The sequence below is a fragment of the Cellvibrio polysaccharolyticus genome, assembly GCF_015182315.1.
In the GTDB taxonomy this organism is placed as follows: Bacteria; Pseudomonadota; Gammaproteobacteria; order Pseudomonadales; family Cellvibrionaceae; genus Cellvibrio; species Cellvibrio polysaccharolyticus.
On sequence record NZ_PRDL01000001.1, the window covers coordinates 2,916,706 to 2,938,890 of the forward strand.

15 protein-coding genes are annotated in these 22,185 nt (G+C 51.2%); 6 read left to right on the forward strand and 9 right to left on the reverse strand.

Going from position 1 to position 22,185, the window contains the following annotated elements:
- Positions 1-263 precede the first annotated feature (263 nt).
- Both C4F51_RS12475 and C4F51_RS12480 read right to left on the reverse strand, forming a co-directional pair.
- Positions 264-3,308, reverse strand: a complete 3,045-nt coding sequence (locus tag C4F51_RS12475; protein ID WP_193910267.1) for an insulinase family protein — start codon at positions 3,306-3,308, stop codon at positions 264-266.
- A gap of 132 nt (positions 3,309-3,440) precedes the next feature.
- Positions 3,441-3,713: a sulfurtransferase TusA family protein gene (locus C4F51_RS12480; RefSeq protein WP_328701368.1), complete on the reverse strand. Its 273-nt coding sequence runs from the start codon at positions 3,711-3,713 to the stop codon at positions 3,441-3,443.
- Between the two features lie 196 nt (positions 3,714-3,909).
- Between C4F51_RS12480 and C4F51_RS12485 the strand changes: the two genes are divergently transcribed.
- Positions 3,910-5,388 carry a M48 family metalloprotease gene (locus tag C4F51_RS12485; RefSeq protein ID WP_328701369.1) on the forward strand — a complete coding sequence of 493 codons (1,479 nt, stop codon included), beginning with the start codon at positions 3,910-3,912 and terminating at the stop codon, positions 5,386-5,388.
- A 229-nt stretch (positions 5,389-5,617) separates the two neighbouring features.
- Here the strand turns inward: C4F51_RS12485 and C4F51_RS12490 are convergent, their stop codons facing one another.
- Genes C4F51_RS12490 through C4F51_RS12500 form a run of 3 tightly spaced genes read right to left on the reverse strand, consistent with a single transcriptional unit; the run spans position 5,618 to position 11,467 of the window.
- The gene (locus C4F51_RS12490) at positions 5,618-7,036 is read right to left on the reverse strand and encodes an efflux transporter outer membrane subunit (protein WP_193910269.1); all 1,419 of its coding nucleotides are present in this window, start codon (positions 7,034-7,036) and stop codon (positions 5,618-5,620) included.
- The gene (locus tag C4F51_RS12495) at positions 7,029-10,211 is read right to left on the reverse strand and encodes an efflux RND transporter permease subunit (RefSeq protein WP_193910271.1); all 3,183 of its coding nucleotides are present in this window, start codon (positions 10,209-10,211) and stop codon (positions 7,029-7,031) included. Before C4F51_RS12495 ends, C4F51_RS12490 begins: the two co-directional genes overlap by 8 nt.
- Before the next feature lie 11 nt (positions 10,212-10,222).
- The gene (locus tag C4F51_RS12500; RefSeq protein ID WP_193910273.1) at positions 10,223-11,467 is read right to left on the reverse strand and encodes an efflux RND transporter periplasmic adaptor subunit; all 1,245 of its coding nucleotides are present in this window, start codon (positions 11,465-11,467) and stop codon (positions 10,223-10,225) included.
- Between the two features lie 286 nt (positions 11,468-11,753).
- On the opposite strand from C4F51_RS12500, the gene C4F51_RS12505 reads away from it, so the two are divergent.
- The 4 genes from C4F51_RS12505 (at position 11,754) to C4F51_RS12515 (ending at position 13,637) form a co-directional block, all read left to right on the forward strand.
- A complete protein-coding gene (locus tag C4F51_RS12505) occupies positions 11,754-12,368 on the forward strand; it encodes a TetR/AcrR family transcriptional regulator (protein WP_193910275.1) in 615 nt (204 codons plus the stop codon).
- A 334-nt stretch (positions 12,369-12,702) separates the two neighbouring features.
- Positions 12,703-12,864 (forward strand): hypothetical protein, encoded by a 162-nt coding sequence (locus C4F51_RS12510; protein WP_193910277.1) that lies wholly within the window; start codon positions 12,703-12,705, stop codon positions 12,862-12,864.
- Positions 12,839-13,033 carry a hypothetical protein gene (locus C4F51_RS18030; RefSeq protein ID WP_202987677.1) on the forward strand — a complete coding sequence of 65 codons (195 nt, stop codon included), beginning with the start codon at positions 12,839-12,841 and terminating at the stop codon, positions 13,031-13,033. Before C4F51_RS12510 ends, C4F51_RS18030 begins: the two co-directional genes overlap by 26 nt.
- A gap of 31 nt (positions 13,034-13,064) precedes the next feature.
- Positions 13,065-13,637, forward strand: coding sequence for an alpha-amylase family glycosyl hydrolase (locus C4F51_RS12515; protein ID WP_202987827.1), 573 nt, complete (start codon positions 13,065-13,067; stop codon positions 13,635-13,637).
- A 60-nt stretch (positions 13,638-13,697) separates the two neighbouring features.
- On the opposite strand, the gene C4F51_RS12520 is transcribed toward C4F51_RS12515, so the two are convergent.
- Together C4F51_RS12520 and C4F51_RS12525 are read right to left on the reverse strand one after the other, a co-directional pair.
- Complete coding sequence (locus C4F51_RS12520; RefSeq protein WP_193910279.1) at positions 13,698-14,738, reverse strand: cupin-like domain-containing protein; 1,041 nt, start codon at positions 14,736-14,738, stop codon at positions 13,698-13,700.
- Positions 14,739-14,952: 214 nt separating this feature from the next.
- Complete coding sequence (locus C4F51_RS12525; RefSeq protein WP_193910281.1) at positions 14,953-18,132, reverse strand: putative bifunctional diguanylate cyclase/phosphodiesterase; 3,180 nt, start codon at positions 18,130-18,132, stop codon at positions 14,953-14,955.
- A gap of 479 nt (positions 18,133-18,611) precedes the next feature.
- Here C4F51_RS12525 and C4F51_RS12530 point away from each other — a divergent pair, with 479 nt between their 5' ends.
- The gene (locus tag C4F51_RS12530; protein WP_193910283.1) at positions 18,612-19,622 is read left to right on the forward strand and encodes a cupin-like domain-containing protein; all 1,011 of its coding nucleotides are present in this window, start codon (positions 18,612-18,614) and stop codon (positions 19,620-19,622) included.
- A gap of 84 nt (positions 19,623-19,706) precedes the next feature.
- Here the strand turns inward: C4F51_RS12530 and C4F51_RS12535 are convergent, their stop codons facing one another.
- A complete protein-coding gene (locus C4F51_RS12535; RefSeq protein WP_193910285.1) occupies positions 19,707-20,432 on the reverse strand; it encodes a SapC family protein in 726 nt (241 codons plus the stop codon).
- Positions 20,433-20,499: 67 nt separating this feature from the next.
- Entirely contained in the window at positions 20,500-22,056 is a 1,557-nt protein-coding gene (locus C4F51_RS12540) for a tryptophan halogenase family protein (protein ID WP_193910287.1), read from the reverse strand.
- Positions 22,057-22,185: the final 129 nt, after the last annotated feature.

The window sequence follows — 22,185 nt, forward strand, 5'->3', positions numbered from 1 at the left end:
GCGCAAAAATCGCCGAATTCTTACATAGTTAGTCCTTTTTTACCAGTACTTGACAGATAGCTTTTATCCCGGCAAGTGATACTTCATGTAACATTCCGAACGACAATCGACGAATGCCACTATCGGTAACGCCTCTGGCGTGGCGCATTTTTTACCACAAATCGCCATCTGGCAACTGCAATAGAATATCAATTGCACCCTTCAGTGCACTGACAGCCCTGAAATAGCCGCCAAACCTCAGCGGCCAATTCACATTAAATACATCAGGGATAACTCAGCGCACTCTGTTCGGCACGGTACTCTGTCACCTCTTCTACCGGCCGGAAGCCTTCCGGTACCGGCATACGATCCGAGGTTAACCACAAGCGCCGGGCGCTGTTAAGCATAGCGGCCTGGTAGTATTCAGCCAGCGTTTCTTCGGTGACAGCATCAACCGCCTCAGCCAGCAACGCCTGGCGCTGAAAATCAAAATCGCCATTCGCAATCGCATTCCAGAATCGATCCGCCTGCTCTGCCAGCGAACGGGACGGTTCGCGTAAACGACGCGATATCGCTTCCCGGTTTTCATTAAGCCGTGCTGCAATTGACGTTTTTTGCCCGACCAGGAAATCTTCAATTTCACTCACCAGCCCGGCCTCGGCGGTGCTGGGTGATTGCACCACAAACGCGCTGCCTTCAAGCGTGCGCAAAGGGAGCGGCACCAGACTTACCACATAACCCAACTGCTTTTCGGTGCGCAGCTGATCAAAAAAAGCCGGCTGCAAAATTTGTCGCAACACCTGCATGTGGGCCGCGTCATAAACGGTGTCATTCAATGCCTGCGTGTACAAAAGCGCAATATTGTCGTTGTGCTGTATGGGTTGACGATAAAGCCAGGGCCTGCCCTCGGGTGATAACTGCACAATTTTAGTGGATGGCGGCGTACGACCGGTTCTCACCCCCAACAATTGGTGCTCTGCCAGCGACGCCAGCTTGATAGCTTCTTGCCGGAACAAATTACCGTAGAACAAGGCTTCGAGATTGGCATCGCGCAAAATAACCTGGGAAAACTGACGGAATTGCTCCCAGGTTTTATTTTCCAGCGCTTTCACCAGCGCATCGTCATTCCAGAAAGGGCTGACTTGCAACGCCGCAATTTTCGGCAACAGCACTTGATATGGCGCATTGTGATCACGGTTTTTCCACTCACGCAACAGTGCAGCTTTGCGAATGGCAAAACGCTCCGGCGTGAATTGCGCCTTGCGAATACTTTCGGCGATTTTATTCAGCAACAAACCCTGACGATTACTGTAGCCGGCAATATGCAGATCAAAACCGCGAGCATTTGCCGTGAGCGAATAATCCAGCCCGGCCAATTTTGCCGGCCAACTGAATTCATTTAATTGGTCTTCTACCAGCGCCGCAAATAAGGCTGCCTGGGCTGCACCACTGGCATCGCGCGCCACCAGCGGAGATTTTACCCGCAAATACATATGGGCACGGGGTACATCAAACACCTGATCCTGCTGAAACCACACTTGCGCACGTTGATTACTGAGCACCCGTTGCGGCGCGGCAACCTGCTCTTCAGATGAGGCATTTTCCGGCGAAGGCAGTAAAGGTCGGGAGCGAACTTCCAGCCGCGCCGGAATAAATACGTTTTCTTCCGGGAAGAAAAGTCGCTTGCGCATGGAGGGCTTTACTTCCGCTTCTTCAATAACCCAGGAATCGGCAGCGTATGGCGTTTGATAGTAACGGGAAGAGCGCGAGGTAATAGCGTCGGGGGCAACCGCTGCCAGTAATACATTATCCGCACGCAACCAGCCGAGCGATTGCCGAATAAGTTTTTCATCGTAGCTTTTAAAAACCGTGTCGCCCAGCAAGGTATCTTCCGGGGTGTATACATGCATGGCAGGCGCCAATTGGCGCACGGTATCCATCGGTGGCATTTTTTCCTGATAGCGGAAATTGATATCCGCCATCTGCTGCAATTCCTGGTAGCGCCACTCTTTCAGACCGCGCGTTTCCAGCTGTCGAATCATATGAAACACCACCACCGGAATCTGCCCTTTGGCTTTCCAGCCTTTCTCGGTGAGGTCGATAGTGATTTGAAACAAACCATCGTGGCGGCTTTTCAAACCGACACCGGTACTGAGTGATTCCGCCCAACCCAGCTGACGCAAAAATGACAGCAGACTGCCCTCACCTTCATGACCTAATAAATGGGCGATAAATTCGTAAGGTTTTTTCCGGTAGTTAACATCTACATCCGGCACCGGAAAGAGAAACGTTAACTGTCGCAATTCTTTTTTCGGTTTGATGTCCACTTTAGCGGGCAGGAAATCGCTGCGAAACATCGCCGGATAGGTTGCTGGCAAAGACACCGAATGGGTAGGAATACGACCAAAGATCGGCATCGCCATTTGCTGCAATTCATCCAGCGGTTCTTTGCCAAGAATGACCAGTGACATCAGGCTGGCGGAATAATAGCGCTGATAAAAACGAATCAGCTCGTCGCGAATGGTTTCTTCGTCCGCATCGGCCAGGGTTTCATGGTTGCCCACGGTAAAGGCGGACAGCGGGTGATTGGAGTTCATCAATTCCCGATAAACATCCAGCGTGCGCCGCCCATCGTCTTTCAAACGCATGCGGTATTCTGAATCAACGGCGTTGCGCTCGCGCTCGACATAACGGGCATCAAACAAAGGGGCAATAAAAAACCAGCCAAAGCGGTCAAGGGCCGGTTCAAAATGGGCGCTGTCTACTTCAAAGAAATAATTGGTGTGCTCGGCAGCGGTGTAGGCGTTGTAACGCCCGCCATGCTGCGCAATAAAAGCGGAATAATCACCCGCTTGCGGGTATTTGGCGGTGCCCAGGAACAGCATATGCTCGAGAAAATGGGCAAGCCCGGGGCGATTCCAGGGATTCTGGTTATGGCCGATATGCACATCCAGCGCTGCCGCCGACTTTTCGGTAGCCGGGTCGGAGATCAACAACACGCGCAAATTGTTGGAGAGTGTCAGATAACGGTATTGGCGGGGATCTTCCGGGCTGCTGGTAACCGGAAATACGGCTTTAACCTCAATCAGCGGCTCGTCTTCAGCCGGTTCATCGTCGACCAGCTCATCTTCCGTCACCTCGATTTCATCGCCGTCGTCTTCGCTCAACCCGGCAACTTCATCAGCCGTCTCAGCCACTTCCGGCAGGGCGACGGGCGCCTCTTCTGCCCTGACAACGCCAGCAAAGAGCGATATGGAAAGCAAAATCGGCAACAGCCATCCATAACGGCGGATAGCCTGTTCACCATACTGAACATTTTGACTCTTCATGCGTATTTCAAACCTGCCTGCTCACGGATCAACCGGCTGATACTGCCGGGACCTGAAGCAACCCTTTAGCCCCTCCCGCCAAAGAATTGCCTGTTCATATTCTTCAAGGTGTGTGCGACACCGTTCATCCTCTCAGGTGACGCGCCTTAACCAATAGTGGAAAACCCCTTCCCGCTCCTGAAATGCCTCCAGCGTGTTACCGCTTAAACGGGCATAGGCTGCAACATCACGCACCGAGCCCGCATCGGTTGCCTGTAACTCCAGCAATTGCCCGACAGGGGCGTCGCGCAGTGATTGGCGCAACCGCAATAACGGCAAGGGACAGCGCAGATCGCGCGCATCGACCAGTACATCAGCCCTGACACCATCCACTGGCGCCATGGGCAACTCGTCATTTAAAGCCACAGACTACACCCTCCTGCCACATCGGGAAAAGAGCAACCGCGCCGGAGGCGGCTGCCACGCTGAACAAAATGGCACCTTTTCGGTCAGAATCAACTGGCAATAGCCATTGAAAGACAAAAACGCTAATGTACCCGTCCGATTTCAGCGGCCTTTGTTCGATTCGTTACATTCGTTGTTTACAGGAGCTTTACTCACTGTGCGTGTTTTTCGCAAATCCCTGATGACTGCCCTTTTCATCACCGGTGGTGCGCTGGCCTCGCTGTCAGGCAACGCCCACGCTGTCGACGAAGACGACGGCATGCGCCTGCCTATGCTGGGCGACACCAGTTCCGGCATGATTTCTCCCTCACAGGAGCGTCAGCTGGGGCAAAATTGGCTGCGATTGTACCGCAGTCAGGTGCCCACGTCCTCTGACCCGCTGATTATTGATTATCTGGAAACCCTGCTGAACCGCCTCGCGGCGCACAGCCAGCTGGATAACAAGCAACTGGATCTGGTACTGGTGCAAAACGCCACCATGAACGCCTTTGCGGTACCGGGCGGCATTATTGGCGTTCACACCGGGTTGTTGACCTACGCCAAGACTGAAAACCAGCTGTCTTCCGTACTCGCTCACGAACTTGCTCACCTTAGCCAGCGGCACTATGCCCGTCAGCTGGAGCAGGAAAAGAAAATGAGCGTGCCTTTTTATGCCGCCATGCTCGCCAGTCTGGTGTTATTGGCCAGCAGCGGCAGCCAGGGTGGTGATGTGGGGATGGCTGCACTGAGCGCTACTCAGGCCGCCGCATTGGATGCCCGCCTGCGGTTCAGCCGCCAAAATGAACAGGAAGCTGACCGTATCGGCATGCAGACCATGATTCAGGCTGGCCTTGACCCCTATGCCGCCTCGGAAATGTTTGAAGAAATGCTGCGCGGCGTACGCTATGGCCGTCGCCCGCCGGAATTTTTGCTGACCCACCCGGTTACCGAAAGCCGTGTGGCTGACGCCCGCAACCGGGCCATGCACTATCCACGCAAAGCCTATGAAGACAATCCGCAATTTCAGTTGATGCGCGCGCGCATCCGGGTGTATTCCGAAGAAACACCGCAACTGGCCGTGCGCCGTTTAAAAGGTGAAGTGGAAGGTGAAAGTGCCGCGCCGGATGCCAGCCGTTACGGCTTGAGCCTTGCCTATAACCTGGCCGGGCAACACAAAGAGGCAATGGAAGCATTGAAGCCATTGCTGGAGCAAGAGCCGGATAATTTAACTTACCAGATTATGGCTACCGATATTGAAGTGGCAAATGCGCAATATCCCAAAGCTTTAAAAACACTGACAGATTTGCTTGAAAAGAATCCGGACAATCACCCACTGACGATTCGTTATGCCGAAGCGCTGATGAAATCCGGTGATTACCAACGCTGCGCGGAGGTGCTGGAGCGCTATTCAAGACGCCGCAGTACCGATGATTACGTGTGGTATTTGCTGGCCGAGGTGAATGGGCTTGCCGGGAATATTCTCGGTGTGCATGAAGCCCGTGCCGAATATTTTATTCTTAACGGTATTTACGACCGCGCACAAATTCAGTTGCGCAATGCATTGAAGCTGGCACAGGGCAGTTTTCACCGCACGGCGTTGTTGGAAGAACGGATGAAATATGTAGAAAGAATGCTTCAGGATCGAGCGTTTCGATAAATAATGAATACTTCAGGAAGGACGGCAGATGCTATTCTGTCCGTTCGTCATCAGGGTGTTGGTTCCAAAAACGCATGTATACGTCCGTGTAGCTCTGACGAGTCATCCATGACTCGACTGTTTTGGAACCAACACCCTGATGCCAAACTTGCATTGTGCCAACTTTGACATTGTTCGTAGTTAAAACGTCGGTTTGTGCCGACGTTTTTGTGTGTGAATGTCTCGCGTGTTATCGAGCTGAAATATGAAGCCCCATATTGTCGGTCTGAATCAACGCTATCCCGCCACCAAAACTCCGATAAATCGCCACCAGACGAACAAAGGTTTGTTGCTGTAGCTGCGCCAGTCGGTCGCTGCTGGTTAGCATGTCGCGTTCGGCATCCAGCAAAGATAAAAACTCACCGGAGCCAGCGTCGTAACGGTTGCGCGCCATATCCAGCGCGCGCTGGCTGGCTTGCCATTGTTGTTCGGTACTGAGTTGTTGCTCGCGGCTGAGATTATAGCTATTGACCGACAATTGCATGTCGTTCATCGCATTGAAAACCTGCTGCTCGAATTGCGCCAACGCCATTTGTGATTCTGCTTTGGCAACCCGGATGCGGGCTTTTACAGAACCCAGATCGGCCAGCTGCCAACTCAGATTGGGGGCGACTGACCAGCTGCGTGTTTCCCGCTCCAGTGTTAAATCGGGTGTGGATAAGAACCCGAGAAAACCACCCACCGAAAGGCTCGGGTACAAATCCGCCGTTGCCACTCCGATAGCCGCCGTGCTGGCAGCCAGCGAGCGTTCGGCAGCGGCAACGTCAGCGCGGTAACGCAGGTAATTTTCTCCGGCTTTTACCGCGACCGGCTGTTTCAGTTCGGGCAAGCTGGTTATTGCATCAAGCTGTAACTGGCCAGGTTGCTTTGCCAATAAAGCCGACAAGGTGGACTCAGCTCTCAGCACCAATTCCCTATATTCAGGAACAGCCGACTGTATTTGATAAAACTGCACATCCAGTTGCGCCAGTTCCAGTTCGGAAGCCATACCGCCTTCCAGGCGTGCCTGTACGATCGCGCGGCTTTGTTGCAGGTTTTTCAAATTTTGCTCTGCGACTTGCAAGCGTAATTGCGCCCCGCGATATTCTCCGTAGCTGGTAGCCACCTGGCCGATCAATTGCACTTGCGCGTCATGCCATAAAAGATCGGCATGTTGCGCACGCGCTTCAGCAGCTTCTGTGGCACGGCGTAATTTGCCGAATAAATCCACATCCCAACTTAAATTCAAACCGGTTTGATAGCCCCGTGTAATCACCCCGTCATCCGCCGGTGACAAGGTCGGGTTTTCGGTGGATTGATAACCCAGGTCAACCGAGCCGTTCGGATAACGATCATTAGCGGTATCACGAAAGACCGCATAAGCGCGGTCTACATTGGCACGCGCCTGGGCGAGGTTGCGGTTTTCCTGCAAGGCAACATCAATCAACTGGTTCAAGGTGGCATCGTCAAATGCTTGCCACCAGTTTTTTGCCGATACGGCTTGCTGGTAGTCAACATTCACTGCTGCTCCGGCAATGTGATCCGGTGTCTGGTAATTCGGCCCGACCGCACAACCGCTAAGGGCAACAACCATGGCTACCGCGGCCGATAGTGTTTTTAACTTAACCATGAGTCACCTCTACCGCAGTATCCGTAATACCAGGCTTGTTTTGTTGCGCGCGCTTTTCGCTGCGACGAGCCAGTGTGTAATAGAACAAGGGCGTGAGTAGCAAACCGAATATGGTGACGCCAATCATGCCGGCAAATACCGCCACACCCATTGCCTGCCGCATTTCCGCACCGGCACCGCTGGAAAATACCATCGGCACTACACCCATAATAAAAGCAATCGAAGTCATCAAAATGGGGCGTAACCGCAGGCGACCCGCTTCAAGAATGGCTGTCATTGCATCCATACCGCTGTCTTGCAAGCTTTTGGCAAACTCTACAATCAGAATCGCGTTCTTGGTGGCCAGACCGACCAGAACAATAAATCCAATCTGGGTGAAAATATTGTTGTCACCTCCGTACAGCAATACACCGCTTAATGCCGACAGCAAAGTCATCGGGATAATCAAAATAATCGCCAGCGGCAAACTTAAACTTTCGTATTGCGCAGCCAGCACCATAAACACCAGCAAAATAACCAGCGGATAAATAAACATACCGGCATTACCTGCAAGAATTTGCTGATAGGTCAGTTCTGTCCATTCGTAACTCATGCCGTTGGGCAAGGTTTCTGCCAGAATTTTTTCAATCGCTGCCTGCGCCTCGCCGGAACTGAAACCCGGTGCAGCACCGCCATTAATTTCGGCGGTAGTAAAACCGTTGTAGTGCATAACACGATCCGGCCCTGCGCTATCCGTTACATGAATAAAGGAACCCAGCGGCACCATTTCACCTTGCAGCGTGCGCACCTTGAGTTGACTGATCTGCGCTGCCGTTTGCCGGTATTGCTCGTCTGCCTGCATGTTCACCTGGTAGGTACGACCAAACTGGTTGAAATCATTCACATAGACCGAGCCCATGTAAGTCTGCAGGGTTTGGAAAATTTCATCCATCGCGATGTTTTGCTGAGCGGCTTTGGTGCGATCAATATCAAGATCCAGCTGCGGTACATTGACCTGATAACTGGAAAACACCCCCGCCAGCTCCGGTGTTGCCCAGGCTTTTTGCATCACTTGCATGGTGACTTCATACAGCGCTTCGTAGCCGTGGTTGGCGCGGTCCTGAATTTGCAACCGGAAACCGCCAATAGTACCCAAACCCTGTACCGGTGGCGGAGGGAAGATGGCGATAAAGGCACCTTCAATAGCTGCGAATTTTTTATTTAACTCGGCAGCAATCGCATTGGCTGACAACGACGGGTCAGTACGCTCACTAAAGTCATCCAGCGGTGTAAAAACAATGCCGCTGTTAGGGCTGTTGGTGAAGCCGTTAATACTCAATCCAGGAAAAGCTACCGAGTTGGCAACACCGGGTTGCTCAAGGGCAATACGAGACATTTCCTTGATAATTGCATCGGTACGCTCCAGTGATGAGGCGTCCGGCAATTGGGCGAAGGCCACCAGATACTGTTTGTCCTGCCCCGGTACATAACCGGTAGGCGTTGAGGCAAATTGCAGACCGGTCACCGCCAACAAACCGATATACAGAATGCCGACAATGCCACCAAAGCGAATCACTTTTTTCACCACCCAGCCGTAACTGTTCGACAAGCGCGCAAAAAAGCGGTTGAAGGGTTGGAACAACCAGCCGCCCAGTAGCTTGTCCATACCGCGAGTCAGCGCATCTTTTTTCTCGTGATGGCCTTTCAATAACAACGCCGATAAAGCCGGACTCAAGGTGAGCGAGTTGATAGCAGAAATGAATGTGGAAATGGTAATGGTCAACGCGAATTGCTTGTAGAACTGACCGGTCAGGCCCGACATAAATGCTGTGGGAATAAACACCGCGGCCAGTACCAAGGTGGTAGCAACAATGGGCCCGGTTACTTCTTTCATGGCTTTTTTAGTGGCTTCAACCGGCGTTAAACCATCGCCAATATTTCGCTCAACGTTTTCTACCACCACAATCGCATCGTCCACCACAATACCGATGGCCAACACCAGACCAAACAGCGACAGCGCATTCAATGAAAAACCCATGATGTGCATAAAGGCAAAGGTACCCACCAACGAAACCGGCACTGCCACCAATGGAATAATGGAAGCACGCCAGGTTTGCAAAAACAGCACCACAACCAGCACCACCAGCAACACAGCCTCAAGCAAGGTTTTGGCAACCGCCTCAATAGAACCGCGCACGAATACCGTGGGGTCGTAGACGATGTCGTAACTTAAACCATCGGGAAACCCCTCTGCCAACTCAGCCATTTTGGCGCGAACGTTGTCAGAAATTTGAATGGCATTGGAACCGGACGCCTGAAAAATCGGGATAGCTACCGCATCTTTGTTGTCGAGCAACGAGCGCAAAGCATAGGTAGACGCACCCAGTTCAACACGGGCGATATCTTTCAAACGGGTAATTTCACCGCTGGCACCCACCTTGACGATAATATCTTCAAATTCTTCAACGGTTGCCAGGCGGCCTTTAACATTAATCAGCAATTGAAAATCGGCTTCGCCACTGGGTTGCGCACCCAAACTGCCAGCTGCCGCCTGCTGATTTTGCTCGCGGATAGCGGCAGTAATTTGCACCGGCGATAAACCCAGCGCAGCCACTTTATTGGGGTCAAGCCAGATGCGCATGCTGTAGTCGCCCGCACCAAATAAACGAACCGCACCGACGCCATCAATTCTGGCCAGTTCATCCTTAACATTCAGCGCTGCGTAATTCGACAGATACAACATGTCATAGCGATTGTCGGGTGAAGTCAGGTGCACCACCATGGTCAAATCCGGCGAGGATTTTTCCGTAACAATGCCCAAACGCTGCACTTCCTGTGGCAAACGTGGCATGGCGCGATCTACCCGCGCTTGCACCTGGGTTTGTGCGCGGTCTACATCAATACCAATGGCGAAGGTAATGGTGAGTGTCATGCGACCATCGGAGGTCGCCTGGGAGGACATGTACAACATATCCTCCACACCGTTGATTTCCTGTTCCAGTGGTGATGCAACGGTTTCAGCAATAACTTTCGGGTTGGCGCCCGGGTAATTGGCGGTAACCACCACCGTCGGCGGTACCACTTCAGGGTATTCGGTAATCGGCAATTGCCAAACGGCAATGGCCCCGGTGATAAAAAACAACAGCGAGATAACCGCCGCAAAAATCGGCCGGTTAATAAAAAATCGTGAAAACATCCCTCAGCTCCTTAACCGCGACTCGGGGTCACGTCAGCCTGGGCAGTGAGGGTTGCTTCACCGGCGTCCAGACGTTGTTGGGTGTCGCGCAAGCTGGCCAATTGTTCTGCCGTTGCCATCTCTACCAATTTGGGGTCTATCAACATATTGGGCATAACCCGCTGTAAACCATTCACCACAATGCGATCGTTAGCCGCCAGACCAGTGCGAACCACACGCAAGCCATTCACTTTTTCGCCCAGTTGTACAGCGCGGTATTCCAGTTGATTGGTAGCGTTTACCAGCAGCACGAATTTGTTGTTCAAATCGGTACCGATGGCTTTTTCATCAATCAGAATGCCCTCGTAGGAATCGCTGCCTACCAGCTTGATACGGGCAAAAAGACCTGGCACCAATTGGTTATCCAGATTGGCGAAACTGGCGCGAATACGAATGGTGCCGGTTTGCCCATTGATGCGGTTATCGACAAAATCCACACTGCCGCGGTGGCTGTACGTGTTATCGGTTGCCAACGCCATATACACCGGGTTGGCGGTGCTATCGCGAGCATCCACACGCTTGCCGTCTTGCGTTAACTGCGCGTATTTCAGGTAGGTCTGCTCGTCTACATCAAACCAGGCGTACATTTTTTCGGTAGAAACGAGGCTGGTAAGTTGGCTTTGACCGGCGGTAACGTAATTGCCTGCGGTCACTTCGGCGTAAGAAACGCGTCCGCTGATCGGCGCCGTTACGCGGGTGTAAGCAAGATCCAGCTCGGCACGGGTCAGGGCGGCTTTTACCGACGCAACCGCTGCCGCGGTTTGTTGTTTGCGGGCCAGACGCGATTCAAACATCTCGGCTGAAATAGCCCGCTGGCTGACCAGACGTTCTGCCCGCAGGTGATCATTCGCCGCCAGCGATTGCGCACTCAGCGCGCCATCCAGCTCCGCTTTCAAACGCGCCACTTCAGCAGCAAAGGGCCGGGAATCAATTTGAAACAACAGGTCGCCTTCGTTAACCAGGGTGCCTTCAATAAAATTGACCTGCTCGATATAACCCGATACCCGGGGCACCAGGCTGACCGTTTGCGGCGCTTCAAGGCGGCCGGTAAATTCGTCCCACTCGGTAATGCGCTCGTGCACCACTTCGGCAACACTCACCTGCGGCGCGGCAGGCGCACCCGCCTGACTGGCAACTTCCGGATTGCCACAAGCAACCAACACCAGGCTTGCGATACTCCCCAACACCAGGGTTTTGAAAAAGTGTTTCGTGCTCATGACCAATGTCTCCATTTTTAAACTGCGCCAACGGTCGGGCTGCCGCAGAAATCTGTTTTGTACCGATCGGTAATATATAGATCCGCAAAACCCTGTCAACGAATTTTTGTACCGACCGGTAAAATAATCCGAAAAGGCGGGAATATCAGCAGGCCAGTGTTGTCATAGCAGCAGCTTTTCGGTATGAGCCGGTTAACGGAGGGAAAGGAGAGGCCCGCAAAACCTTACTGGACAAGGGGACTTTTGCTGAATACCATATGACCAATTTTGTTACAGGAGCAGAGCAATGGCCGCTGTCACTTGTACCCCGGGTGTGGGCAGACCACGTGCGTTTGATATCGAAGAATCGCTGGAAAAAGCGCTGGAAGTCTTCTGGCGCAACGGTTATGACGGTACCTCATTGGCGGATCTCACCGAGGCAATGGGCATTAACAAGCCCAGCTTGTACGCCACTTTCGGTAATAAAGAACAACTGTTTTTAAAAGCAATTGAGTTTTATGAAAGCCGCCCTTGCGCTTTTTTCCTGCCAGCGCTTGAAAAGCCCACCGCTTATCAGGTTACCGAGCACATGTTGTTTGGCGCGGCACATAACATGGCCGACAAGAATCACCCGCAGGGCTGTGTGATTGTTCAGGGCGCCCTCTCATGCAGTGAATCTGCCGCAAAAGTCAGAGAAGCACTGATTGATCGTCGCGTCGATGCCGAGCAGCAACTTTGCACCCGTTTTCAACGCGCCAAAGAAGAAGGTGACCTGCCTGACCATGTGGATGCCACGGTGCTGGCACGTTACATCGCCACCGTACTGCAAGGCATTGCGGTACAAGCCAATAACGGTGCCTCTTCCGAGCAATTGCGCCAGGTAGCGGTGATGACGCTACAGGCTTTTCCTCGCAATAACTGACCTCCCCGGTTCCGATGACAGCATCCTGGCTGTCATCGGCAACGCCCCTGCACTCCGTTTAGCACCTGTAAAAAAATCACGGTGTGTCTTGTATCCCGACAAGATGCCATTCTCCAGACAAAAACTTTTCCCAATAAAGTGATTCGCAAAACAACCTGCAATGAATACGTATGTAGCAGATTGAGCTACAAAGCGGCTTTCACTATTCTGCTTCTGATCAAACCAAACCGGTTGGGTTTTCTCTCATTATAAAAACGTAAATTTTTTCAGCGCGCGTCTCATCCTGCGCAAATTACTGCGCCTGCCGTTCTTATAAAAACAAAAGGAAATGGTTATGAATACCCCCCTGCCCGTTCGGCTATGGGTAACGCTGGCAATATTGATTGCAAATGGCGGCACGCTATTGGCCAATGAATCCCCCTCCCTCGATGCATGCCTGAAAAAAGCCTCAGTGGTTAATGATGCCGTTATTGAGTTTGCAAGTTGCGTCACCTGAGTGGCAAGACCAGATTATTTATCTTGTTCTGGCGGATCGTTTTTTTGATGGCGATCCTGGCAATAACGATCAAGGTGTCGGCGAATATGCGCCCGGGGTTGATGGCCATTACAGCGGCGGTGATCTTAAGGGAGTAACCCAAAACCTGGATTATATTCAAACGCCTTGACGAGCATTTTGGCGATTTAGCGGATTATCGTTTGCTGTCACACGCGCTTCACCATCGCGGTATGTATCTTATTCAGGATGTGGTGGTTAACCATGTGGGTAATTTTTTCAGTTATACGGGGGAGTACGATCCCAAAGATCCAACGCGCAATTTTTCACTGAATACGGAAGCAAGCCCCGGTTCGGCACCTGATCAATATCCATTTAGTTCGAATAATGCGAATAACCCCGAGCACCGTGCAGTGGCCATTTATCATTGGACGCCGGAAATCAATGATTTTTCAAATCGCACCCAGGAAACGACTTTTCAAAGCGGTATGCTCAATGATCTCAATACTGAAAATCCGGTAGTGAGAGATGCACTCAAAGATTCGTTTGCCTATTGGATAAAAGAAGTGGGTGTCGATGCGATTCGTATTGATACCGTGAAATATGTTGAAGCTGAGTTTTATGAAGATTTTCTTCATGGGGAAAATAGCTTAACGGCAAATAAGGGTGGTGAAGGTGCCTATCGCGGGCTGACCAAAGAGCCAAGCATGTGGACTTTCGCTGCGCCTGATATTAAAGGGCCGCTTATTTTGGATGCTGCGATGCTGAGTTTATAACAACAATGCCCGCTGATGCGGGCATTGTGTTTATAGTGACGGTTAGGCGAATGCCTGGTTTTAGCGATTCAAACGACTGATCAAAAAGGCACGGAGTTGCCGTGCCGTAAGGTCATCAATGGGCCCCAGCTCACCGCGCGCATGCTCGGGAATGTGTTCAACGGGCAAATCGGAAGGGCCAAAAATGTAGTAGTCGAACAACAACTTCCATGCCTGTTTCTCATACTCCGGGCGATCGCGCAAACTCAACAATGCATGCTTTAACACATTCATCGGCGTGCCCATAAATTTGGGCGAGGTATTCCACCAGTAATTGATAAGAATGTTGAACGGGTTAAGTGCCTCTACCTGATGCCACCACATACTCGGGTAAAACAGCAGATCGCCCGCCTCCAGATCGGCAATTTGGGCATGGGGCAAGGCATCGCGAAAACGCGGGTATTTTTCAAAATCCGGATAGTCAAAATCCACCATACTGATCACCTGGCCACCAGGGGTCGGGTCCAATGGGCCCGGGTATAAATTGGCCACCTGATCAACCGGAAACAAAGTAAAACGTCGCCGACCCGCCACACAACAGGCAATATTATTGGGCGCGTCATAATGCGCTGCGGCAGTGGTACGGTTACCAATCCAGATGCTGGCCAGCGGCGGATTCTGTTCGTACATGGGGTGGTTGAACAGCAGGTCATTTTGCTCACGCAGGCCAGGCAGGCAGGCATCAATGGTGGTTGAGCCAATGTAAAAAGAAGGAGGTTCCGGGTTGGTCAGGTTGCTTTGCAGCTGCTCCAGCACCTGATCAATGCGCACGCGGTGACTCTCATAATTCATACCGGTCAAAGTGTCGTTGTAGCCAAACCGCCCTTTCAGCTCATGCGGCGCCACATAACACGCGACTTGCATGCCATTGTAAAAAGAACGCAGGTAATCCATCGCTTTTTCATCAGATTCAAGCCCGGCTTTTACCAAGGGCCAGTCACTGATGGCGCCTTTTAAAATTACCGGTTGCAGATCGTCCATCAGTTTTTGATAGGGAATATTGTCAAACCGGTAGCCTTCAAGCACGGTTACTTTACGACCGACTGCTGCGATATCCATCATTGCCCGTCCGAATTTATTGCTTTTTTGTGATTGGTTGCCACTCACGGGTGGTGAGTTTTCGGCCATTTAAGCACAACACACCTGTTCATGAAACACTTTGCCAGATACCGGTAAAAGGAGGATGGTATTTCTTGATCTGGCGCAAGCAGAGGCGAAGAGAAGAACTCACCGGAAAGAAGTGAACCACCCTGGCAGGCGAATCCTGCGGCTGGCATTAATCCTTTAGCCACACCTCAAGCAGCTGTAACGGCATGGGGTGGCCGATATGATATCCCTGCGCATAGTCGCAACCCATCAAGCGCAGACGGATAAACAACTCCTCGTTCTCTACCCCCTCGGCGACCACTTTCAATCCGAGATTGTGAGCCAACTGAATGGTGGAGTTGACGATCACCTCATCCTGCACGCTGTTCAACATGGAGGAAATAAACGAGCGATCAATCTTCAGGGTTTGTACCGGCAAACGCTTGAGATAGGCCAATGACGAATAGCCGGTTCCAAAATCGTCAATAGACAATTGCACACCCAACTTGCTGATACTTTCCAGCGTAAGGAGAGCGCGGTTGGGGTCTGTCATCAAAGCGCTCTCGGTAATTTCCAGCTCCAGAATACTGGCCGGCACGCCGTATTGTTCCAGCAAATTGGCGATCAACTCCGGCAAGGTTTCATCCATCAAATTGCGGGCGGAAAGATTAACCGCGATAGAGGCCGGCTTGCCCTCCTGCAACCACAGATGGCATTGCTGGATACTTTTTTCCAACACCCAGGCCGTTAACGGATAAATCAAACGGGTGGATTCGACCATGGGGATAAAATCACCGGGCAGAATGAAACCGAACTCCGGATGGTGCCAGCGGATCAACACCTCAAAACCGCACACACTGCGGTCACTCACGGCAACCTTCGGCTGAAAATACAACATAAACTGATTTTCGCGAATGGCTCTGCCGACTTCGGAAATCAACGCCAGGCGACGCGGCGAGTGCGGGTCGGCATCAATGCTGTACAGACAAACACCGCGATCTTCCCGCTTGGCGCGATACATTGCCACATCGGCATAACGCATCAACGTACTCAGGTCCGCAGCCTGTTCCGGGATGATGGCAATACCAATACTTGCGCTGATTTCTACCGGAAAACCTTTAACATCAAACTGCTGACGCAGTGAATCCAGAATACGCTGCCCGGCAATTCTCGCCTGGCCTACATTACTGGCATTGTGGAGAAAAACAGCGAATTCATCACCACCCAGCCTTGCGACTGTCCCCGGCAATGCGCGCATACAATGTAACAACCGGGCACCAATTAATTGTAGTAGATGATCGCCACACTGATGCCCCAGGGTATCATTAATTTCCTTGAACCGATCAAGATCAATTAATAACAAGGCACCGGTTTTATAGTCATCGCTGGCGATCCATTGATCGATATCTTTATAAAGCGACGAGCGATTGGGCAACCCGGTGAGAGCGTCGTGCGAAGACTGATGTTCCAGCCGCCGCAAGTAATGTTTGTGGTTGGCGAGGTTTTTAGTGATGCCGTAAAAGTGGCGAAGATGATTATTCTCGATAATGCCTACACAGGAAATTTCGTAAAAAAATCGCCGCCCGGTTTCATCGCAACGGCTGCACTCATAATTCACCAGACAAAAATCCTGCTCTATAAAAGACCGTATATCAAAAAGATATTGATCGGAAAATTCAGGCAACAACGGCGTATTCAACAAAAGCTGGCGCGGCGTTTTCAGCATATCGGCCAGTACCTGATTGCACTCTTCGAGCCGTGCATATTCTGCAATACGGGCAACCATTTCATCGACCGGCAAGTCGAGAGCAATCGGCTTTTCAAAACCAAAACACCACACAGCATCGGAAGCATGTTCAAGAAAAGCGCGATAACGTTTTTCACAACCGTCCAGCTCTTCAAGCTGTTGCTGAAAACTGGTGGTGTCGGTCATCAAAACCAGTACTTCTCCACTGGCATTGACCGGCAAGAGTTCCAGCGACACAACATAGTCGCGCTCTTTAAGAGTGAGCAGCAAACTGTCGCGCTTACTGTATTTGCCAGACAGCAGGCAACCGTGCACAAAGTTGCGAACTGCCAGCGTATCGCGCCACTGAAATGCCAGGTCGAAAAACCATTCGCCGCGCAGCGATACCGAACCCAGCCATTTTTTACTGGCCCGGTTGGCGTTCAACACGCGAGCCTGGGCATCCAGATAAAACGCGCCACACGTCAGACTTTCAAATAAAAACTTCCATTCGGTATTGTCTTCGCGAAGTAGCGATGAACGCGATACCGACAACCGCACCATATCCACCGACCGCCGTATCGCCTGGCTATCGGCTTCAACACGCCGGCAAGAGCCCCCGCCCACTTGCTGCAACACCAGCGGTTCCATAGCGGCTTTACTGCCGGGTAGCGCCGCCAACCGCTCCGGCTGCGAGGTTACTGGCAGAGCCGGTTGCACCGTTGGCAGCGGTTCTTTTTCTTCAACGCCTACGCCGATGTCGGGGGATGGTTGCACATCGCGGGCGATTGCGCGCAGTTGAACCAGCATCCGATCCAGCTTTCCGGCTCGGTCACGCAGCGGCAAAAAACTGACTTCCAGACGTAAAAGTACCGCCTCATCAAGCGCTTTTCGTTTGTCCGGCGGTTGTACGTAAGGCTCTTCAGGGGCGTAGAGCAACTCAACCGAACCGGCTTTGGCTTGCTGGTAAAAACCACGAATTTTCTCCCAGACCATCGCCTGCTTCATCACCTGGCGGTCCAGCAACAGGTTGTAGCGCCCCACCGCTCGGGTGACGCGTTGCGCTGGCAACTGCAGTAAGAGCTCCAGCGCCGGGTTGTGCTGCAAAAAAACACCCCAGCAATCTGTCATCAAACTGGCCACCGGGCTTTCCGAGAAAACGTTGAACACCGCCTGCTGCACTGTTTCCGGAGCCGGCTCTGCCAGCCATTGTTGTCCACTCACGGCAATACCGTGATACACCAGCTGGTCGTCAATATGGCGCGGTAAAAGCCGCGAGGCTGATTTTTGTTCGTCCGGTCGGAGGCGACGGCCCATAAAGCGGAAACGGGGCGCGCGCGGCAAACCGCTCAAACTCACCTCGCAGGTGTAGGCGCAATGGCTGTCGGGATCGGGCACAGGAGAAAAGGTTTGTTGAAAAATATAGCGGTCTGCCGATGACATCAGCAACAACAAGGCATCCAGCTGGGTGAGCTCTTCGGTTAACTCGGGCAACATTTCGTAAAAATGGGAAGACAGCTTTAATTCGCCCGTCCTGGGGATGACATACCAAAGCACGACATCTGATAGCTCCAGCCGATGACTGCCGGGGAAGTGCTCAAAATACTCGTGCTCGGATTCCGGATTTTGCGGTCCATTCTGCATAATCTGTCACTTTATTAGTTATAGCAGTCATTGATCCTCTTCAGAAAAGTGTAGTCATCATTTGCGAGAAAGGTTAATACGCATACAACCCTCAAGGCCTGATTCTTCGGTCAGGTAAATCGCAGGGAAAAGTAAAACAGGGAAGCCAAAAGTGTTTATGCAAAAAACCAATAATAAATGCCATTTTGATAAGGAAATATCTCCTTATTCGACAGCATCACTGTTCGCAGAAAAACACGCTACTACACTCTTGAGCCCGAACCGGGAATGTAAAGATTCGGGTTATGCCCGTGAGACAGGAAATATCGTGCACAGCCACCAGGGAAACCTTAGCAAAACACGAATTTTTTAATCCCCGCCACATTGCCCACTTATTCCCGTAAAACCTCGCCTCGGGATACTGCAATCTGCTGAACATCCTGATACTCTGAAAACCAAACCACTTTAAATAATAATTATTTTTTTGAGTCTATTTTTTTATGACTATTTCCCTCAAAAAAACCCTTGAATGGCACCCGCCCACTCGGGAAGAATTTCAACAGGATGTTATCCCGCTTTACCGTCCGGTCATCATTCGTAACTATTTAAAACACTGGCCGGCTATCGCCCGGCAAGCGCAATCACCTGCCGCGCTGGCGGATTACATCAAGTCGTTTGATCAGGGGAAAAATGTGGTCACCTACCTGGGTGATCCATCAATACAGGGAAGATTTTTCTATCAGAATGATATGCAAGGTTTCAATTTTGAACGCATTACTGAAAAACTGACCCATGCTATTGATCGTATTTTATCGCACATGGAAGACACTGCCCCACCGGCGGTTTATTCCGGAGCAGTTTCCATAGCCGATAATATTCCCGGGTTCTCAGCAGAGAACCGCTGCGAGTTGGCAGGCCACACCGCAGTGGCAAGAATCTGGATGGGTAACGCAGCGACAGTTTCTACCCACTACGACATGCTGGATAACATCGTGGGAGTTGTCGCCGGTCGGCGACGCTTTACCTTGTTCCCACCGCAACAACTGTGCAACCTGTATGTAGGCCCTATCGACTTTACGCTATCCGGCCAGCCGGTCAGTATGGTGTCACTAAAAGAGCCGGATTTTGAAAAATACCCACGCTTTAAAGAGGCGTTGGCCGCTGCGGAAGTAGCCGAACTTGAACCCGGTGATGTTTTGTATATCCCCAAGCTCTGGTGGCACCACGTTGAATCACTGGATCGCTTTAATACGATCGTTAATTACTGGTGGAACAACACAGCACTGGGGAGTGATATTCCCTTTACCACGATGATGCATGGGCTACTCTCTATCAGCCATTTACCCCGACCGGAGCGCGAAGCCTGGCGAGCTTTTTTTGATCATTATTTATTTCAGCTGGACGATGATCCGGTAGCGCACATCGAACCGGCGCACCGTGGCATATTGGGGCGCATGACTCCGGAGCTGTATAAAAAAATCAAGGCCTATATTCTTTCAACCCTGAGATAACATTAAGCCAGACCGCGGTCAGAATATTACCGCCACACTGCAGGTTTGGCGCTACTCTGACCGCGGCCAATTCGCGGATTTTCTTCACCCATTACACTTTCGGTTCTTTTTATCAATCAAGGTATACAGGTGGCCGAAAGAAGCCAGCATAGTGTAAATCGGTTGCAAATAGCCAAGTGAGTGCAGTTCCGCGATGGATTCTCCCGGCAATGACTTAAGCTTGTTTTCGTCAATCGAGTAAAAGCCCTGAATATGGCGTTGCTCATTATTGATTAACTCAATTTTCAACGTAGTGGGGGCAATAAGATTCAGTGTCAGCAGTTTATTGATAAAACTATTGGTATCGGTAAAGCCGTCTTGCAAAACTTTTAGCACTGATGTCATTTTTTCCAGATAAGGTGTAGGAAAGCCTCTTTCGTTAAATAGCGCCTCTCCTTCCTGCTTTTGTACACGCGGATCCGCCTCGTTAATAAATACAACCTGTTCGCTCTCGTCCGCAGCCGCACCCGGTTTATTCTGCACACCCACCATAAACGGGTGGCGGGTAACATTAAGCGGAATATACAAAGCATTCCACTCGTCATTTTCTATAAAAAGATTTTCTCCTTCATCAAAACCAAATACCGCCACGCTGACAAAAAAACCGGTATCCGGGTTCTTGGTGAAAAGAATCGGGTAATTCACTACCAGCTGCTGAAACTCCTGCATGATTACCGAACTGTTACGAAGCCTAAGAGCATTGCCAATGGGCTTGCTTGTTACACGGAGGTCTTTATGCTGTGTGCTGCTTAATAACACGGGCTGGTTCATATCCGCTTCTCTGAAAAATGGCTTCGATAGAAAATTTTCAAAAATTACCTGAAAAATACTGATGATTTCAGATTTTTTGAAAACCGTACTGGTGTACCTTGTTAAGCAGCTCCCGATGCGCTGGCAAGCTGGACACGACTCGCTGGATCATTCGTTCGTTATCACTCAATTGACGCCGGGCGAATTCAATATCGGCTTCGGTAAGCCGGATGTGATCGGAACGGGTTTTGAAGCCCATGCCGTACAAAACATATTGGTAACTGGCCGCCGGGAACACTTCACAGCGGCTGGTGAAATCATGATCCCAGGGGTGCTGATAACGCCACAAGTCCATCAACTCTTTCAAACTGTCAGGAATGGTTGCCGGGTCCCGGTTGTCGATCCAGAACTGGTTATCCGTGCGCTTGCTCAAAATATAATGCAATTTCAGAAAATCGATAATGCGATCCCAGCTGTATTGAAAGGTTTCGTTGAAACGTTTGGCAATGGTGTCCATGACTTCCCGGCAACGGGGTAACTGGTCACTTATCATCTCTGCCGATAGCTCCACCAGCACCAGCGCGGAGGCTTCCAGCGGTTCGAGAAAGCCGGCAGACAAGCCCACCGCTACGCAGTTATTTTTCCAGAAGAGTTTTCGATGCCCGGCAGTAATGGGAATTTTGCGCACACTGCAATTGGCGGCACTTTTGCCGACGGTGGCTTCGAGGTAACGAAATAGCGCTTGCTCGGCTTTTTCATCGTCGGTGTGGCGGCTTGAATAGACATGGCCAATACCACGACGCGACTGCAAACCGATATCCCAAATCCAGCCAGCCTCCTGCGCGGTAGAGATGGTATGCGAGGCGATACTGCAATTTTCCGTGGCGTAGGGTGCTTGCACAGCCAGTGCTGTATCAATGAACAACACATCGGTTTTATCAACAAAAGGCACCTTGTAATGTTCGCCCAGCAACAGCGAGCGAAAGCCGGTGCAATCAATAAAAAGATCGCCTGCCACATCGCCGTGATTGTTAGTAGAAACGAAAGCGATATCGCCGTTGTCAGCGGAGTTTATCTTTATCACGTTGTCAGAAATATACGCTACGCCCAACCGGGTAAGGCAGTGTTTTTTCAGGAACTCGGAGAACTTTCCGGCGTTAAGATGGTAGGCATAATTGGCAACGGCCTCATACTCCGGCGTGGTCATACTTTTTGGCGCCAGACCATTTTCGCAAAGTGCTTCCTGATAACAAACCGCTTGGGAAAAAGATTTTTCGTGTGGATGTTGTTGCCAGTAAGGTGCCATGTTGCCTTGATGGAAACCGGCAGGTAGCACCAGCGGGTGGTAATAAAAATCATCTTCCGAGCCGTCAACCCATTTGGCGAATTTTGCGCCCTGCTTGAAAGCAGCATCACACTCACGCAAAAAATCGGTTTCGGAAATACCCATTTTTCGCAAGGTGCCACGCATGGTGGGCCAGGTGCCTTCACCCACACCAATCGGTTTTATATCGGGTGATTCAATCAAAGTGACTTTGATGCCAAATTCGGACGCGGCGTGATGTTTGGCAGCGATGGTGCCAGCGGTGATCCAGCCGGCGGTTCCGCCGCCAACAATAACGACAGATCTGAGAGGGGTTGTCATAACAGTTTACCCGATAGAGAAATCATTATTATTTTACAAATCAAGGTGTGCAAAATGGCCGCCCGAAGGCGGCCCACATCCTTGTCACTTCATGCTTTACAACCTGTTACTACTTCAAATGGAACGCGT